This is a genomic window from Caloramator quimbayensis, assembly GCF_900167605.1.
In the GTDB taxonomy this organism is placed as follows: Bacteria; Bacillota; Clostridia; order Clostridiales; family Caloramatoraceae; genus Caloramator_B; species Caloramator_B quimbayensis.
Genome location: NZ_FUYH01000008.1, coordinates 27459 through 45539, shown reverse-complemented (window position 1 = coordinate 45539; position 18081 = coordinate 27459). Strand labels below are relative to the sequence as shown.

15 protein-coding genes are annotated in these 18081 nt (G+C 31.6%); 1 reads left to right on the top strand and 14 read right to left on the bottom strand.

Annotated elements, in window-relative coordinates:
- Positions 1 to 275: 275 nt before the first annotated feature.
- The 14 genes from B5D15_RS06715 to B5D15_RS06650 all read right to left on the bottom strand — a co-directional run bounded on the left by B5D15_RS06715 (position 276) and on the right by B5D15_RS06650 (position 17682).
- The gene (locus B5D15_RS06715; protein ID WP_143287220.1) at positions 276 to 920 is read right to left on the bottom strand and encodes a DUF2971 domain-containing protein; all 645 of its coding nucleotides are present in this window, start codon (positions 918 to 920) and stop codon (positions 276 to 278) included.
- Between the two features lie 217 nt (positions 921 to 1137).
- Entirely contained in the window at positions 1138 to 1488 is a 351-nt protein-coding gene (locus B5D15_RS06710) for a hypothetical protein (protein WP_078696355.1), read from the bottom strand.
- 9 nt (positions 1489 to 1497) lie between these two features.
- Positions 1498 to 2676, bottom strand: coding sequence for a DUF4238 domain-containing protein (locus tag B5D15_RS06705; protein ID WP_242948709.1), 1179 nt, complete (start codon positions 2674 to 2676; stop codon positions 1498 to 1500).
- Between the two features lie 9 nt (positions 2677 to 2685).
- Complete coding sequence (locus tag B5D15_RS06700) at positions 2686 to 3177, bottom strand: hypothetical protein (protein ID WP_078696353.1); 492 nt, start codon at positions 3175 to 3177, stop codon at positions 2686 to 2688.
- A gap of 28 nt (positions 3178 to 3205) precedes the next feature.
- On the bottom strand, positions 3206 to 4087 hold the full coding sequence (locus B5D15_RS06695; protein WP_078696352.1) for a hypothetical protein: 882 nt from the start codon (positions 4085 to 4087) through the stop codon (positions 3206 to 3208).
- Positions 4088 to 4102: 15 nt separating this feature from the next.
- Positions 4103 to 5044 (bottom strand): MvdC/MvdD family ATP grasp protein, encoded by a 942-nt coding sequence (locus B5D15_RS06690; protein ID WP_078696351.1) that lies wholly within the window; start codon positions 5042 to 5044, stop codon positions 4103 to 4105.
- Positions 5044 to 5523, bottom strand: a complete 480-nt coding sequence (locus B5D15_RS06685) for a hypothetical protein (RefSeq protein WP_078696350.1) — start codon at positions 5521 to 5523, stop codon at positions 5044 to 5046. Before B5D15_RS06685 ends, B5D15_RS06690 begins: the two co-directional genes overlap by 1 nt.
- A 151-nt stretch (positions 5524 to 5674) precedes the next feature.
- A complete protein-coding gene (locus B5D15_RS06680; protein WP_078696349.1) occupies positions 5675 to 7579 on the bottom strand; it encodes a TnsD family Tn7-like transposition protein in 1905 nt (634 codons plus the stop codon).
- A 5-nt stretch (positions 7580 to 7584) separates the two neighbouring features.
- On the bottom strand, positions 7585 to 9243 hold the full coding sequence (locus tag B5D15_RS06675; protein WP_078696348.1) for an ATP-binding protein: 1659 nt from the start codon (positions 9241 to 9243) through the stop codon (positions 7585 to 7587).
- The gene (locus tag B5D15_RS06670; RefSeq protein ID WP_242948708.1) at positions 9236 to 11431 is read right to left on the bottom strand and encodes a Mu transposase C-terminal domain-containing protein; all 2196 of its coding nucleotides are present in this window, start codon (positions 11429 to 11431) and stop codon (positions 9236 to 9238) included. The genes B5D15_RS06675 and B5D15_RS06670 overlap by 8 nt, the downstream gene beginning before the upstream one ends.
- Positions 11358 to 12212 carry a TnsA endonuclease C-terminal domain-containing protein gene (locus tag B5D15_RS06665; protein WP_078696346.1) on the bottom strand — a complete coding sequence of 285 codons (855 nt, stop codon included), beginning with the start codon at positions 12210 to 12212 and terminating at the stop codon, positions 11358 to 11360. The genes B5D15_RS06670 and B5D15_RS06665 overlap by 74 nt, the downstream gene beginning before the upstream one ends.
- 524 nt (positions 12213 to 12736) lie before the next feature.
- A complete protein-coding gene (locus B5D15_RS15405) occupies positions 12737 to 13198 on the bottom strand; it encodes a hypothetical protein (RefSeq protein WP_179122218.1) in 462 nt (153 codons plus the stop codon).
- 120 nt (positions 13199 to 13318) lie between these two features.
- The gene (locus B5D15_RS06655) at positions 13319 to 16786 is read right to left on the bottom strand and encodes a DEAD/DEAH box helicase (RefSeq protein WP_078696345.1); all 3468 of its coding nucleotides are present in this window, start codon (positions 16784 to 16786) and stop codon (positions 13319 to 13321) included.
- A complete protein-coding gene (locus B5D15_RS06650) occupies positions 16771 to 17682 on the bottom strand; it encodes a Hachiman antiphage defense system protein HamA (RefSeq protein ID WP_078696344.1) in 912 nt (303 codons plus the stop codon). Before B5D15_RS06650 ends, B5D15_RS06655 begins: the two co-directional genes overlap by 16 nt.
- 230 nt (positions 17683 to 17912) lie before the next feature.
- Between B5D15_RS06650 and B5D15_RS15400 the strand changes: the two genes are divergently transcribed.
- A complete protein-coding gene (locus B5D15_RS15400) occupies positions 17913 to 18059 on the top strand; it encodes a hypothetical protein (protein WP_179122217.1) in 147 nt (48 codons plus the stop codon).
- Positions 18060 to 18081: the final 22 nt, after the last annotated feature.

Sequence of the window (18081 nt, the reverse complement as noted above, 5' to 3'; positions counted from 1 at the left end):
AGTCGTGTCAGAAATAGGGATAAGGTTCAAGGGAAAAGGGGAAAGTTTTAATCAATATCTTTCATCAATACTTCCTTCAAATCCAATAAAATCAATACTTTTCGCCTTATCCCTTACCCCTTAATCCTGTAAACTTAATAAGGTTTTCCACCCTATTTTCACCATGATTCTTAACACAACTTTTTTATTTTTGATACGACTTTTTTATTCGTGACACGAGTTTTTTTGGGTTATACATAGTAGGGATATAGTAATAAGGAATAAGGAGCAAGGATTTAATTTATCGATTCCAAATCCATTTCAAAAAATTCAGAGTTACTCACTTTTAGTGCATAGATAGGTATATCAAGACCCTTCAATTTTTCTTTTACAGAATGCACTTTATTTTTATCAAAATTCACACCTAAATAAATAGCAGTAGGCTTTAAAGGACAATCTTCTAATCCACTTTTAAATGCTTTTTCTTCTGGTAATCTCATTTTAATAATCCGCCATTCTTTTTCATATGACCAACTACTATGTTTTAGATTCATTAGGAAGTAGAGCAGTTTTACTCTAGGGTCATAAGGCTCACTAAATGTTATTTTAAATAAGTTAGTTATATCATAGCGGTGACTTTCATATCCAACTGGGAATAAATATTTTGTCAAATCATTCTCATAACTTAATCGGGTAAAATCATATTCTATACAAAATCCTTTGTGATTATTGGCATAATGGCTCCACATAGGCATACTAAAAAGTTCTTCAGAAAAACATGTAATTTTAATATTATTTCTTAACGAAGCAATTGCTCCATCAACAATACTGTCTATTGAGCCAAACTCTTTTATTTTATCTCTTGGTACTCTTGTCTTTAAAAACTCTTCTATTTCATCGGTATTCCAACATACACCTCTACTGTCAAATGGGTCATTCATATCTTTGGGAACGGTAAACCACAGTTTATAGTTTATGACAGTCGATATTCTATTTTCTTCAAAGGGCTGATATTTATACAATTTTGAGGGTATATTTCTATATTTAAATTTGTAGGCTTCTTCAATATCTAATCTAAAATATAATCTAAAGAATTCCTTTAACCACTCTATTTTTCATCCTCTCCTTTGTGCCTTTATTAAGATTCCTATTAATTTATCAACTTAGCCTTTCTATTTCATACAATATATCTCTTAGTTCAAATTCAAGTTCAATAACTGCCTGTTTAATTTTAATGAGACTTACATTTGTGCTTACATTAATATTAACATATGGCTCCATTATCAAAGAATAGTACATAGCCTTACCATATTCACTTATCTTTTCTAATTCTTTTTGCGTGCTATATACATGATAATCTTCTTTTAAACCATCTTTTAGTTCCTTGTATTTTAACTGTGCCATTTCTTTATCATTTTTATCTATGTGTAAATATATCTGATTTATTAATGCCAAATAATTATTTAACCGAGCAATATAAAACTGCTTTTCGCTTTCTATTACTTTCATTTTCCCACCTCATTTCTCTTTTTTATTTGGCTGACTATAAAACTCGTCAATACTCATTTCCACTGTTGCATATTCAGAAACCATATAGTTTAAAGTATTTTCATTACTTATGATACTGTCCATTATTCTTTTTGCCCCCTGATAATAATCAATGCAACAGTTCTTAAACTTTTTTCCACTTCCACAAAGGCACCTGTCATTTCTTCTAAGGCCACTGTATTTTGTCCAAATAATGGAAGTGAAAAATTCCCATATTTTCTTATCTTTTTCATAAAAGAATACTTCTTTTTTTAACGTGGCACCCATTGTTGCTCCTGATTCAAACCCTGCATATATTGCTGATGGTGACTCAAATTTGAATTTTAGTAAAGCCTTGTCCAATGCATTTCTACTATATCCAATGCATTTAACATATGAATTATTAATAATTACACTATTTATTTCATTTATCTGTTCTTCATTTAATGTATTTACACAATCTCTATTAATGTAATCTGGAATTCTTCCATTGTAATAAACAGCGTAGTATTTACTTGAAATAGGAATTAATATTATTACATTCTTAAACCCAATTTGTCTATTTGTTATATTAGCAAATCTATTCTTTATTCCTAATGCAGCCGTTGAAATAAACTGGTCGCTTAAAATAAAATCATTGTTTTCACTTTTTATTATAGCAAATTCATAATAATTAATAACTGTCTTGCTTAATAACCTTATATACCTGGAATTTAGCAATTTGCCTAACATAACTAATACTCTGTCTTCTTTATTTTTTCTATCAAAGGAAAACTCATGGAGAAGGGCACCGCTCCTATAATAGAATATAATAAATTCTCTCATATACCGCTCTATTAAATGCCGTATATCAGTAAAATCACATTCACCTTTTTCATGCTTCTCTATAATACTTATAATATTCTTCATTGCAGGTCCAATATAGGATTCGATTCTTCCAAAATATTTTTCTACAGAGTTTACTTCTATAATGGAATGTTCATATGTATACCTTTCACACATGGAATTTCTATAATTTGTTGGATATACCTTCTTTTCATCTACTAGTGCTTCATATACTTGGCTTCCATTATTTTTAAAATTTGCCAAAATGCATTGAGGTACATAGTGTTGATTTATCACTACCTGTTCTCCCATGCTCCTCATCTCCATCTTTTTAATAAATCTCATTTGCTGTGCTTAATAGAATCGGCTAAGCAAATTACTTTTCTTCTCTTTTACCCAATGTGCCACTGCTGAAATAGCAAACAATACTATACCATAGTATGAACCAGCAAAAATATACAATTTATAAGTACCATAAATTATTAACGACCATACGCTCAACTCTCCACCATATTTACTACAAGAACGAATAAACATATAATTTTCAAATAGTGTATGAGTAACCAATATCACTATTATTGATGCAAAAAATAATAAAATCGTTAACCCTATCCAAATAATTTCATATTTTTGTAGGAAGTCTAAAATTGATTGATTGTATTCTAAAATTCCGTTTATACTCGTTATATTAAATGTCATACCATCTATTATTGATATAAAATCCAGTAAAGAATTCAATACAAAATAGTAAATTGCAATTACCCATAATAATTGCAATATTATATACTGATTTAGTTTAGAAAAAGTATTCTTAATATAGTCTGTAAGAACAGTAAATACCCCCATTGCTTTACCTTACCTTTTTCATAATTATTTAATTACCTTCTATATTAATGCTATTCTCTATATTTTCTAATCTTTTTAACAAACTTTCATAATTTGTCTTATATAATTCTAATTCATTTGATAATCTGTTAATCTCCACTTGCAACTTTTCATTATCTAAATTATTAATGTTATTACTAATTTGTTCTAATGTCTTATTCATAATATCTAATCTGCCTTGAATATCTTTTAATTCAACTTGATTTTCTATTTTTACTGTTGTAACAGCATCAGAAGTTTTAAAATAGCCCCCAATACCTGTAATAAATCCAATTGTACTAACAATCAAAGCCAGCGCCAAGATATATCTTGCTGCTTTTAAAATATCAGCGGTATTGTCTCCAATATTTTGATTATAGATTGCGGAATTTAATAGTTTCTTTGATATAACCTTTTTATCGAAATTATCCTTAGGAACATCTGATTCGAAATCAAATACATCTGGTACAAAAAATGACTTCCTTCCTTTTACATTAACACATCTAAAGGAAATCAACATTGATAATACTAGCAGCACCATTGATATTGCCAATATTAATTTTGTAAGGATAATTGAAGTATTTATAAATGCGAAAGATATAAATGCAAAGAGAGCCGAAACATAAGACAATAACTTTATCGCTTTTTCTTCTAATTTATCAATTCTCTCATTAGCATCATTATAAAATTTTCTGCAAACACTATATACCATATCAGTATCTTCAGATGTAAAGTCAGGTAATTCTTCATTAGGTTCTTTAGGTGGCTCGTGAAAAGATATCGAATGTATAAACAGGAAAGTAAAATCATCTACTAACTTTTTAACCTTTTTCAAACTAAACTTTTCTCTTTCTATCAAAGGGCATAAGTATTTATCTTGCCAGTTATCCATTATCTCAGCCCCCTTTCAGTGCAGTAATTCACTTATAATTGCATTGCTAATTGGCAAGTTAAGTTCCCGCTCCAGCCATACCCATTCTCCAGCAGGGTTAGTTTCGAGAAAATAATATTCTCCTTCAGGAGTTAATATAAAGTCGAATGCCGAATATACTAAATCTAATTTTTTATGCAGTTCAAAGATTAAAGCCTGTAAGTCATCAGGTAATTTATGCTCTTTGTAATCTTTTATTAGATTAGGCTTTCTCCAATCAGATTTATCTATATCATTAGTTTCTATTTCGACTGCAAATATTTGTTTGCCAATAACAGTTGCCCTAATATCACAATATTTCTCTATTTTATTTTGTATAAGAACTGGAGATTCGAAAATTGCATCCTGTTCCAACCAGCCTATATCTTTAATTTCAGAAGTATAAATTGAGTATGCTCCATTCTTTGTAATCTGTAATCCATGACAAATTGGTTTAATAATGCAGTTGCTATTATTTTTGATAAAATTAGTTATCTGCTTAGGGTCATTTGATAAAATGGTATTGGGTATCTTAAATCCTATTTCCTTGGCTACAGATAACTGATATATTTTTCTTTCCGCTTTATATGTAGAGAATAATGGATTAATCCATTTACAATTTAATGCTAAGTATAGGCCCTCTAAAAAATCCCTTCTTTCTCCATTAATAAAATTAGTGTCATCTAAGTTTTGACAATTCGGAAATACTGTTGGTGCCCTTCTAAAGTAAACTGAATGTATGTCCCTAAAGTTATACTTATAATCGTTATATAACACAATAATATCATCAGCAAAATTGTAGGTTATGCTGTATTCTACAATATCTTCCGAATTTAATCTCAAATATGGTATTTTTCTATCCTTAAATTTGTATATTAAATAATCTATTGCTAAATCATCTTTATTCGTTACAAATAACACCTTAGGGTATATTAACATTATGATTTTTCACTCCTGTCTATAGACTCCCTAGTAAAAGTGGCTATAGTTTGAAAAACCAAATTGTCGTCATTGCTTGACCTTTCAGACCTATCTACTCCTTCTCTTGTTCTTGTTATCAATGTTTCACCAAATGCATTCATTTCATTTTCTTGCATATTTGCATCGTACCCGTAGCCTTTCTCTGACCTGTCTATTCCTTCCCTAGTCTCAGTAATTAAAGTTTTATCAGCGAAGGAGAGATTGTTTTCAATGCCTCTTGACCTTTCTGACCTATCAATACCTTCCCGTGTCTTTGTAATCAATGTTTCTGTTCTCCCACTAAGACTTGATGATTCAATATATTTTCTAATTAACGGCTCTCCTGATTCATCAACCCATAACCCCGATACAAAGTCATAACTTTTATTTGGTAACTCAGCAGTTTCATTACAGTCACATTCTATCCTATATTTTAACAATGGACTTTTTTGGTTCATGTTTTAACTTCCTTTCTATAAATAATCTTTATACTATATATTTCGTCAAAAATACAAAATTTCCTTTATATTACATATCAAAATATCAATATTTCAAACACTTCAACTATATAAAAAGGCTGAGCGTTTTATGTAAATAAGCATCCAGCCTTTATCTAAAGTATTTATTCTGACCAATTAAATTCTCTAATTCTATTTCTATATTTTCTTGATACTCCTTCCTAATTCCAGCCTTCCTAAGTATTTTCCATTCTTTTAACTCCTGCCCCTCTTTTTCTATCTCTTGGATAGCCCACTTTATCCTCCTAATCCTGAAATCTCTGTCGCTTTCTTTTACTGAATCCAAGTAAGCCCTCGTTCTCGGAAGTTTGTCTAAGTGTTTTTCTAATAAAGCCCTAATTCCTAATTTACTCCCTATCCTACTTATACTTATTCGCTCAGGCTTCTTTTTTGAATCTAATATATTTTTTACTAAATCTTCCACCTTGGCTAGTATCTCTTTATCTCTACTATCCCAATCTACTCGCATATACCCATTATTTACTCTCTTTTTAACAGGGGAATTGTTGTTGAGCCATTCCCTGTCATTCCTGTAGAGCCATGTAAATAAAGCCTTATTCATTTGCCGCAATTCTGTTTTTCCCTTGTCAGGATTTTTCTTTTGCAAATTTATCCATTCATCTCTGTAGATATCTCTTTTATTATAATCGCTACCAGAAGCCTCTTCAGCATGATTAGTTTCATTTTCATTATCTTCACTGCTTCTTTTCTCCCAATAAGTAACCAAGCCAAGTTTCTTAGCATATTTTTTAACCGTATTGGGGTCTACTCCTAATAACCTGGCTGTCTCACGCAGTGTTAAATTTTCTTCTACCAGTTCTTTAAGCCTTGATTCCCATACTGAACCAAAAGCCTTTATTCTACCAATAGTAAATCTTGCATCCTCCGTCAAGTCAGGTCCACTCCTTGTGTAAACAAATCCGCAGGAACATTTAAAGGTTCCAATAGGTCTTTTAACATCAGCCCTATAGGTTACTTTCATATCAGTAACCACGGCCTGCAAGTAATGGTCTGAGGCTTTATTCAGACAAGGCCACGGTCCATCTCCAAAAGGCTTATATTCAAGTCTCTTATTAAACAAATTATCAATTGAAATCCCAAGAAATCTGGCCAGTAGTATGTGCCTAATAGGGTGGTTTGTCTTATTTTTCTTCCTTAGCATATCAATAAGCCAGTTAGTGTCACTTTCTGCGTCAACCTCTGACTGCACAAGGCGTAAAAACTCATCGCCATAATAATCTATAAAACTCTTTATAAATTCCTTTTGAGAAATACTTTTGTTTATAGTGGCAAATCCCATTTCCATCAATTTGGCAAGATATTGTTCCTTAAACCACTCTATCTCTTTCTTCTCAAAACTACTGTTAAGCAGAACTTCGGCATCCTGTGCAATATTAATCATCTTTTCAATTATATTATCGGGATAATTGATAACATCATAAACCTTACAGTTATCTTCATTGGCACTTTTATATTCATGCTTGTTATAACCCCTCACAGGTACCTGACTATCATATATAGGAATATAATGCTTAGGACATACAAAAATACCTGGTATTTGATGTATCCGATGCCAATAGAATTCTCCATATCTCTGCTTATCTTCCTCTATGCAAGCAGGACAAAATTTAAAATATTGATTTAGTGTAATAGAACTTGCCATGATGCCAATCCGAGTATATATGCCGCCACCTCTGTCCATCTTCATAGAATCTAAAACTTCTTTTGCGCGACCAGGAGGCAAAAAAGCAGCATAAAAAGGATAAAGAGTATGATTATATATAAAATATTCTGCTGTATACTTACTTCCTAATGGCAAGTTTTCAATAAGTTTATTTAAGTTTGATGGTAAATCCATTACCGCAGTAATTTTGGTCGAACCAAAAAGGTCATTAATGGTGGATTTAAAACTTGTGTTTCCGCTTCTTATATGATATCGTGCAAAAACACTGTACAGAATTTCATCTTCATATGGAACTGGAAAAAAAGTCAGCATAGAATCTACCCCACCTGGAAAAAGTCATTTTCTATGGTCTTTATAATTCCTTTTGCTCTTAATGCATCATAAGCAGACATTTGCTTCGTCTTTCCTTCCTCCACTATAACCCTTAAATCATTTTCATCCCTGAATTCTATCCTATTTTTCTTTACTGATGTTTTCTTCCCTGCTGTTCCTGTAAGTATCTGAACAGCCTTTATTACTACCTCTGAAACACTAATACTCTGTTCTTCTTGGTTAATAATTTCTTCGACTACCTTTTGGGCTTTTTGAGGTTCTATATCCAAGTCAAGTAGTTTAAGAATAGCCCTTTCTTTCAATGAAAGGGTATCAGCATTCTCCTTCTGTTTCTTTTTAACCAGCAACTCTTGTATTTTATCTTCAGAACTATATTTAGGCCTTTCTGAACTTATGAATTCATTAAAATCAATGGTTGAAATGTCCTCAAACTGAGATATTCTTCTCATATCCCCTGATTTCAATGCCTCTAACATAGGCTGAACTAACTTTAAATTTTCTCGTGCTACCTGCTTGATTAATCCTGCATCTACTTCCTCTATCCCAGAATAAATTGCCCTTATCTGAGCCATAGCATATAATTTTACCGCTATATCAATAATTCCCTGACTTTCCGTATACATTACATCACTAATTTCTGTAGTAAAAGGAACTTTTTTTTTAGTCCACTGATAATCCCATAAAGCCCCCATTAATAAATCCCAGTTGCTATCTTTTTGCAATCTCTCCCATACCATATCCCCTTGACCTGAACCTCTTCTTGCCTGTCTAAACTCTGATTGTAATACAGACATGGCTTTTGTAGTACCAATTAATACAGTTGGAACTCCAATTGTATTAACCAATGTAACAAAGAAGTTCAGCATCTTTTCACTTCCACCACTTTTTGCCTGCCTCAGATGCTGAATCTCATCAATAACAAGCATACCAAGGCCTGTATGTCTTGCCACTTGAGACATTATAGAGAGCATTGAATCCACCGTATGCCTTCCTGTAACATGTTTTTTATAATAATCGGTCCCCAGTAGACTGTCTACTTTACTGAAAAACTCCATGCACAGCCCTTTAATTGAACCATCGTATGGGCAGTCAACTTTTAACCATACCAATTGGCACATGCTGAATTTAACTCCTTTGTACTCGGAATGGACGATAATCTGAGGCATAGTTGCAAGGATTCTATTTACAGCCGTAGTTTTCCCCATACCACTTACACCGATGATAGTAAATCCTGCTGCCGTTGTGCGAAACCTTTTGTTGCTGCACAAGTCGAGATTCAGGTTCTGTATCATTCTGTACCCGTCTTGAAGACTTGCAGCATATTCTGGTCTAAAGGGATTTCTTGCAAGATATCCTTGTCGTATTACTCTTGATATCCTGCTTTCAAGGTCTAAATGAACTTGAAGTGGCTGAAAGCATTGAAACAATCTTTGTACCATATGCACCCTTAGATGACTGTCGAGCATCCTTTCCTTACTATTGTAATTTGGATATACAACCAATTTATCTACGACTTCATCCTTTGAGTAAATAGGAGGTAAAGCCTCTATGAACGGATTTCCCTTATATTCTTCTAGCATTTGCTCCTTATACTCAGCCTCAACTGCCTCTCCACCATTTGGGATAAAAATATACTTACTCATAGATTTTCTTTAATGCCTCCTTCTGCTTTCTTTTTAGAAGTTCCATATCGCTGTCTATAGGAATAACTTCTCCTCCCTTTTTATCTGTTTGCTTAGATAATTCAAATGCTTCATTTTCTCTATTTAATACCTTTTCAATTCTTCTGTTTCGCCTGATACCCTGTACCTTTTTTGAGTCACTTTCTTGGAAAATTCGCTCTTTCTTAGACTCCAAATCTGCTTTTGCTACAATACTTTCTATTTCAGCCATAATGTCTACTTTTTTCTGCAATTCATCGTCTGCCATCTTCTTCATATCAAGTTTCTCTTTTTCTTGCAAATACTCAATTTCTTCATAATATTTATCGAAGTAACTTTTCTGATAGTCCAACATATAACATTTTTCAAAATCACTATGGTCTGGGCTTATTATGTAAATATATTTCATGTTTCTCGGGTCATAAGATATTTTTATTTTCCAGGAACCTTTGTTTCTTGCCTTTTCAAACCAGTTTTCCTTTAATGTCATTTTAGAACTATAATACAGGTTCTTAAACTTAATTCCCTTTCCTGTTACCGTAGCAGTAGCCGTTGGCATAAGGCTTAATTTAACAATATCAGCATCCACACTTTTTAACTTCCCTGAACGGTTTGCAATGCCCCAATTCCATAATTCCAAGGGGATACATTTTACATCATCCTCTATCATCATTTCTTCCCTATTATAATTTCTTAAGAGATGCTGGTTATTATGGTAAAGTACCGATTTTATCATGATTTGGGTAAATTCATATAAATTTAGTTTTGCATCGAGTCTATAGTCTTTATCGCCCCTCTCCCTCAAATCTGTATTCACAACTCCTGGCATAAAGGGCTTTACTCTATCACTTGTAGTTTTGAAATTCTGCTCAATGATTCCTTTCCAGTCGCCCCTGTAAGGTGGGGTATTCATTATCTTTATACCTAATGCGTTAATTAAATTTTCAGCATTCTTGCCTTCTAACTCTCCTCTATCTGCCAAAATGGAATCAGGTAAATGACAAGCAGGCCATTCTTCTGCACTAATCTCAATACCATAATTTTTACAAAATTCCATTTTGTCCATTACTGCATTTGCCAGTGCCATCATTGCTCCCACCCAACTGGGTCCCTCAAGCCCTATATAGATACCTGTAACCAGCCTTGAAAAGACATCTATAACCCCATAAACCACAGGCCGTCCGATTATCCAGTTCCGATTAAACTGGGATACCAGGTACACATCTGCTACAGTAGCATCAATTTGATAGATAGAACCAGGACCTAATGCCTCAGTGGTAGAATTTCCCATAATAGGCCTGTTTTCCTGCTCATACTTCTTAGCACTTCTACGCAATGAAATTTCTTTTTTCAAATTTCTTTCCTTTTCAAACCAATATTTAAATTGGGCATATGATGGAACTTCGCTGCTTGGCTTTACTATAGGTATTTCTATACCGTTTTCCATTTTAACTTCACTACTGAAAAATTCCTTGCGCATCAATTCATAGGTAAGCATAAGGGAATTCTGAGCGCTGGTGTGATAATATTTGTTAACTGCAACTCTAAACGCCCTTTTTATATTATCATCAACATTTATTCCTTCTCCAAAGATTTCGGTATTCTTCCTGGGCCTGCCTCTCTTTAATATTCCTGCGGACTTTTCTTTTCCTTTACCTCCACACTGGTAATAATCGGGCAGCAAAGCATTTTTGGTCTTGCCCCTTTTCCAATATTTCTTCAGATATTTTACAACTGTATTTTCATGAACGTTATGAAGTGTAGAAACCTTTTTAATAAGATTTCTTCTCTCCTTTGGGATAAAAATCAAAGGCTCAAGACAGACAATTTCACTTATTATCTCCCATGCCTTATCCCTCGCTTCTTTATCCTTTTCTGATATATCTTCTTCATTTATAATTCGACCAAAAGCATCATCAGGTTCTATAAAGGCTATTCCCTGTTTGATACTTTCCTCGATATCACTTAATAGCCTTGAAAATGGGAAAGCATTTAAATTCACATCTATCATATAAGTTATATTTGACTGTGGCTCAATCCAAAGGATTCTTTCAACTTTCTTATTATTATCATCCGTTTTCCAGGAAATAAGGGTATTAATAGTTAACAATGATATCCTCTCCCATTTTTTCCTTTTTAATATCAATAACGAGATTTTCCAAACTTTCATTTAACTTTATCTCTTTATTCATGTCTAACTTAATTCTCTTTGTTGCAATAAGGTGCTTAAATACAAAGAGTCCCGTTCCCGTTTTAAGTTTATATTCCTTATCAAAATCGGCAGTGATTTTCCTGATTGTTTGACTGCTTTCTGTCATTTTTTCAAGAAGAACATCACACAAATAAATCATCTCTTCTTTTTCTAATCCTCTTTCATCTGTAAAATGTAAGGAAGAGTGCACCCATTCTATGTTTTTAGCCTTTATAGTGGGAATATCTCTTTGTGTCACGATACCCCAGTCGATATGCTTGTTTAGCCAGTATCTTCTTTCAATCTCCAGTCTTTCAATGCTCCTATTCCTTTGAAGTTCGTAGTCTGCTTTCAAACTTCGGGCTATGCATCTTTTTTGACCATCTGCGCCTTTTATGGTAATAAGGAAGGAAGTATATATTATATAGGGTAAACCACTATTTTTATCTTGAAATAGGTTAAAATTTAAATCATCCTTTTCTTTTACAACTTCCTCTAAATCCAGCAGGGGAAAATGTTCTCTAATGTCTACTACTGCGTCCTCCCATTCCAATAAATAGAAATATCTCGTTTCACTGTCGGTAAATAGATGGTGAATTCTATCGGTTTTCCATCCCAACACTCGGCTGCACCTTCCTTTGGAAGGAAAGTCCTGCACGGTCACCCAAGGTTTATAATTCTGTCCTTCTCCCTGTCCTCTTCCTTCCCTTAGAAATCGCTTTAATTTATTTTCATCCCATTGCAGGTTATGTTTTGCCATAACTATCACCTCCGAAAATCAGCCATATTAGCAAACTCACGCTTATAGTCATCAATCTCTATTGCAATTCTCATATTCCACATATTAATGCAAAAATGCCATTGACATCAGTTGGACACCTCTACGGGTGACTGTGTCAATGGCATTTGGTCCATTTCATTAGCCCTATTTCTACTCTAATTATAACCTGGGACGACTTTATTTTAAACATCAAATTTCTATTTGAATTAAGTTATAGAAATTAGATAAAATTCTATATAACTTTAGATGTAAGGAGGTATTAAGATAATATGCAAAGAAGTGTTTTTAGAACTATAAAGTTGCTTATATTTATAAACATATTCCTGATTCCATTTACAATCGTAGTTCAAAATATTTTTATTCGTTTTACATTAGGCCTATTCACATGTTTTTCATTTATTGTATTGCTGTCATTCAGTAGTAAAATGCAAAATTTATATGAAAAAAATAAATAATGAAGAAAGGCATTGGCAGGGTTTACCTATCAATGCCTTTTCATTAATTTACTGAAGCATACCACCTTCAATTTGATAATTTTTTATAAAATCCCAGTATGCCTTTACTTCATCTACTTCTAACATTTCAAAAATGCCCTGAATATAATCATAAAAATCCTTGTATGTCTTGCGGATGGAAGGTCGCAATTCTTCTCTGAGATGTGGTAAAGAGTAATTGCAAAATACCAAATCCCTTAAAACCAGGAATTCTGCAATACTTATTTCAAAGATAACATCTTTTTTATGATAAGGTTCGGCTATAAGAATATATAGTTTAACCATTAGCATCTCGGCATTGCCTATATATTCATATATTGCAATGTTATTTACTACCTCTTCTTCATTACCTAATACTTCACGAAGTCTATCTACCTGCTGCAATAAAGTGAATAGTAATTTTTGGGGAATTATAATTTGTATATTTTCCTCATTGAATTTCGAATAAATTCCTTCAGGTTTTAAAAGCATAAAATAAGCCCTCCTTATATCTATTAAATTCCTATTTGTAAACTGCGTATAATATAAAGAGGGCTACACATTCTTATCAAGTTTGATAATTAATTTAAATAAATACTAATACATTTTCTCTTAATTAATAACTTTTATTATTATTTTTACTGTTCTTGTTGTTAACCTAATAATTTCTACTTTTAAAATATGGTCACCTTGAATATACTCAAATATTTCTTCTGAATATTCAACAGGAATATAGCCAATTTTTTCTCCTTTAAGAGTTCTAACTTCGATAGCGAATTCATCATATAAGTTTTGAGACTCATGATTAAGTATCAATTGTGTATCCTTATTTATTCTCTTATTTTTGTATAAATCAAAGTAGTCATAAAACTGTAATCCTCTTACATCACATATAATTTTACCTGTATCTCTTAAAAATGAAGTTCTGTTTCTCAATTTAGTTCTAACCTTTGCAATTTGCCTTATAGAAATATCATCTATTCCTTTTATGCTTTTTTCTAATTCGTAAAATCTTTTTTCTAAAATCCACTTATCTATAGCCCATTCAGGGTCTTTGAATGAATCGTTCTCGTATAGCACTGCCAATGTATTGGCCAATTCTCGGGATTCAATACCTAATGTACATAATTTAACTGCTTCCAAATTCTCCACACCATATTTTATTTTAGCGGGTAAATCCTTTAAGATAAAATCAGCAAACATTAAACTATCTTTGGCTAAAGCATATAGAGAACTAAAAGCCCAAGGTAGTTTATATAAAAACATATCATTGATATAATTGACACAAGTCTGGGTTCTGTTTGAGATATTATTGTCTTCATAGAATATAGAGTCCCGGATTTTGAGAAAACTATCTCCACTAACCCAACTCATAAAAGCCTTATAATGGTCGATATTATAATTAACTTTTTTATTGCCTACTTTATAATAATATTGTTTAGGGCTAATTTCCTTTAATTCAATTATCTTTTCAAATATTTCTGGAGTTATAATTGTTTGTAAACGAAAATCGAATCCACTTTCATTTTTTGAAATCTCGTCAATAATTTCTAACAAGATGCGATTAGACCTAAAACTAAGTCCCGTCCTATTAAATTTTTCTATAATGCTTTTATCTAATTCCTTAATAAAGTCATAATACTTAATACATATTTTATCAAACTTATCTAATGCTTTATCATCCGCTTGTTTGGCAAATAGTGAATTCATTAATAGTTCATATAAATCATCATAACTATTTATATAGTTTATATGCTCTTCATATAAACTAAAAATAAATACCTGTAACCTATCAATAAAATCTAATAGGGATTTCTCCACATCCTGTATGGATATTTCTATTACTTCCTCTAACTGGTCGATAATTGAGTATATTTTATCAAATTCTTTAATCATTGAACTTGAAATATTAGTATCCTGAGATTCACATAATAATAATTGTCTGAAGTGACTTTCTTTATCATTATTAAAATAATACTCTGGATGAAGAATTAAAAATATCTTTCCTTCAGTATCAATATAGGCTCTTCCAGCCCTACCTACTATATTTTTGAAATCTGCAATAGATAATTTATGTTCTCCTTCATAGGATGTAAAAGAACCTAAAACGAAATTTTTTATTGGTAAATTAACTCCATCAGACAATGTTGTGGTACATGCTAAGACATCTATTATATCTGATTTATATGCTTTTTCTATTTCTTTTCTCACTTCAAGGGGTAAATCCCCATGATGATAGGCAACTCCATATAATATGCTATTGACAAGAGGGTGTTCTCTTCCCAATCGGCTCTCTAAAAATGCTTTTAGATTATTTATTCTCACATCTTTTTTTAAAGGCAGATATTTACCTGAATACTCAATAAAGCGCTCTAGGTCTATTTTTGTAAAAAAATAAACCAATACCTTACCGTTATTCAATGTTTTTATGAACTTAAAACAACGGTCATATTTTGTATCATATTTATTATTGCTTTTTATCCAACGTCCATTTGAATTTCTCTGTTCAACTACATCTGTAATTACGTCTTCTATAGCCCTTCCTCTTTCATGATATTTATAAATTAGACGATAAGGAGTTAGCATTTGCCTTTTTTTATTACTAATTCTTATGTATTTAGTACGCTGGTAATCAGGGGTTAACACTCCATATACTCTTCTGCTAGGAGTCCATTCAGACAATACAGGCTTAAACTCATCATTTCCAAGCCAAACATTCACTTCTTCACTATTGCTAACAATAGCCGACATTAGAATAATTTTAAAACTATATTGCTGCTGCTTAATCATGAACCATGTAATTAGTGTTTCTAACAACCAACCCCTACTGTTATCAGCCACTTTGTGAAACTCATCGAAAATAATCAAATTTATTCTTTCAATAAATTCTTTATGTCTCCGTAACAATAAATCTAGTTTTTCTGGTGTTACTACAAGAACATTAGCATGATTTAATAAATCATTCTCATATTCATTCTCATCAGTGTCAAGAACTGATGTAACATTGTATCCAACTTTTCTTAACCTATAGAACAAATTACTTTCAATCTCCGACATAAGTGCCCGTGTTGGGGTTACATATATACATACCCTATCTTCCGCTAACTGTAGTGACTTTACTATCGCTAATTCTGCAACAAAACTTTTTCCTGCACTTGTAGGCATAGAAATAAGTACTCTTTTTATGTTTTCGCTTAGATAATTAAATCCTTTATTATTGCACCTCAAAGCATCTAACTGTGATTTCCATAATTCATATACATTTTTACTATCATACTTTGTTAGCACTTTTATATATTCGTTTGTAAAGCCTTCCCGTGGAAGTATTGTCCACACACTTTTACTGTGCATTTTGTGTAATACTTCACTCAATAATGAAATATAAAATAAAGTCTCTATATCATCCTGTTGTATTAAAAAGTTCTTTAGTTCCTCCATATTTTCAAATATAATTTTATTATCAAATCCGTCAACAAATGAACAAGCATTTAGGATTAAAATTCTATTCAAAAAATCCCATATAGTATTTTTAGATAGTTTAATTGATAAATCCAATTGATTTCTATCTTTATAAATTGTTTTAAATTCTCTACCCAAAGTAAGACAAATATATATCCAGGATTTTTTAACGTCAATATCCAAACTGGGAAGTTTGTCATTTTCAATAATAGACTTCAATCTTCTACCTATGACTGCTGCACTTGCTTCTTTATCTGCTAAACTGTATGAAACTGAGGAATAAAATAAGTACTGATGCTTTTTTTCAAAGTCTTCAAATTCTGTATCAGCAAGCAATTCAAATATAAGTCCAGCAATATTTAATCCTTCAACATAAAAGCCTTGAATATATTTTTTCATTTCTTCACTTGTTACGTTAGTTAACAGTGAAAGTAAATACATTGAAATACTTTCCATCGGAATTTGGTCGATAGTATCTGCTTCATTTCTATTGAGTAAGATTTTTTGTATGTAAAAGTGAAGTTCAATAATGATTTCTCTAATTTTTTCCACTTCTTCTCTATTGCTTATGATATCCTTTAAGCAAAGATATAACTTATTAATATCTATAAGTTTTTCCATATTACTTCCAGCACTCTTTCTTTAATATTTTGGATTCCTTTGATACCAATTAATTTTACTCTCCTACACTCACTACTATCATACAAATGAGTTGCACATTTAGTGCGAAAGTTTTGAAATACAGTCTGCTGTGGAGGAGAGTTCCTCCCATAATTAATTACTCCTGCAAATCTTTTATGTGTTGTAGGATTCTTACTCATAAAGTATATTGGCATCTTACTAATAAAATTCTTTAAATCCTCAGGTCCACTATACTTGGTCCTTTCTTTAAAGGCATTTATTTCTTGGTGTATTAGGTGTACAGGCCTGTTTATCAAAAAATCAATGATTTCATCAGGATAACTCCCAATTGTTTTGTCAGTAGTTTTTATTTCTCCTATAATAAAATAATAATCATCTTCATTTTTCCTTATTTCTACATAATCCAAACCTGGTTGTTTTGAGTTTGTTTTAGGACGACTTGGCTCTATCATAATCTTCTCATCTTCAAGGCACTGTTCTCTTATAATATAAAATAAGACTTCACCAAAATATCCATTAAATAAATCTCTATCTATCGACTCAATATAATCTTTTGTTTCATTATACTTAGTTTGACTAATAATTCCATCAAAAAAAATATATTTAGCGAGATACTCCTTTTCTTCTTCCTCTAATTCAACTCCATTATCAATTGCTTGCTGAAACTTATAACATAAATCTTCACCATTATCTTCAAATATCAATTCACCATTACACCGTAATCTACAAATCAACTTCGCAAATTCAACTACAAAACGCTGTATATCATCTTCTTCTAAATCATCCTTCCACAGCAGTGTAATTGTTCTGCATTTATTATGCTCATAGTATTCACTTATATCAAACCAGTTACGCAAATCAGGAAACTGTCTCATAATAGCCTAACCCCACAAAATCTATTTATAGTTTATATTAATTATAGGACAAGTTTCATAATTTTTCCACAAAATTTGTCAACAAAACTATCTTGTATATTCTTTATAATACTGCTACTGACACAACACTACAAAGAACTATAATTAAGAACTCTATATGGTTAAATTATTATTATTTATTTTTATGGTATAATTTAATAAAAATCATATATAGCGAGGTAATAACTCTAATGAAAAAATCAAAAAAGAAAATTATTGAGCAATCGACTAAAAACAATCAAAAAGAAATCGAAAATCTCAAAGAAATTGAAAATCTCATGGACGCTGTAATCAATGAAAATATAGAGGCTTTTAAAGAATTAGCAAAGCAAGATTGATTTTTACGCCTGTTTTTAAATA

Bases quoted from the DNA above. Each gene is read 5' to 3' on its own strand.
- B5D15_RS06695 (WP_078696352.1), bottom strand. From the start codon at position 4,087: ATGGATAACTGGCAAGATAAATACTTATGCCCTTTGATAGAAAGAGAA.
- B5D15_RS06685 (WP_078696350.1), bottom strand. From the start codon at position 5,523: ATGAACCAAAAAAGTCCATTGTTAAAATATAGGATAGAATGTGACTGT.
- B5D15_RS06715 (WP_143287220.1), bottom strand. From the start codon at position 920: ATGAATGACCCATTTGACAGTAGAGGTGTATGTTGGAATACCGATGAA.
- B5D15_RS06705 (WP_242948709.1), bottom strand. From the start codon at position 2,676: ATGAGATTTATTAAAAAGATGGAGATGAGGAGCATGGGAGAACAGGTA.
- B5D15_RS06655 (WP_078696345.1), bottom strand. From the start codon at position 16,786: ATGGAAAAACTTATAGATATTAATAAGTTATATCTTTGCTTAAAGGAT.
- B5D15_RS15405 (WP_179122218.1), bottom strand. From the start codon at position 13,198: ATGCTTTTAAAACCTGAAGGAATTTATTCGAAATTCAATGAGGAAAAT.
- B5D15_RS06680 (WP_078696349.1), bottom strand. From the start codon at position 7,579: ATGCTGACTTTTTTTCCAGTTCCATATGAAGATGAAATTCTGTACAGT.
- B5D15_RS06675 (WP_078696348.1), bottom strand. From the start codon at position 9,243: ATGAGTAAGTATATTTTTATCCCAAATGGTGGAGAGGCAGTTGAGGCT.
- B5D15_RS06700 (WP_078696353.1), bottom strand. From the start codon at position 3,177: ATGGGGGTATTTACTGTTCTTACAGACTATATTAAGAATACTTTTTCT.
- B5D15_RS06650 (WP_078696344.1), bottom strand. From the start codon at position 17,682: ATGAGACAGTTTCCTGATTTGCGTAACTGGTTTGATATAAGTGAATAC.
- B5D15_RS06670 (WP_242948708.1), bottom strand. From the start codon at position 11,431: ATGAAAGTTTGGAAAATCTCGTTATTGATATTAAAAAGGAAAAAATGG.
- B5D15_RS06665 (WP_078696346.1), bottom strand. From the start codon at position 12,212: ATGGCAAAACATAACCTGCAATGGGATGAAAATAAATTAAAGCGATTT.
- B5D15_RS15400 (WP_179122217.1), top strand. From the start codon at position 17,913: ATGAAAAAATCAAAAAAGAAAATTATTGAGCAATCGACTAAAAACAAT.
- B5D15_RS06690 (WP_078696351.1), bottom strand. From the start codon at position 5,044: ATGTTAATATACCCTAAGGTGTTATTTGTAACGAATAAAGATGATTTA.
- B5D15_RS06710 (WP_078696355.1), bottom strand. From the start codon at position 1,488: ATGAAAGTAATAGAAAGCGAAAAGCAGTTTTATATTGCTCGGTTAAAT.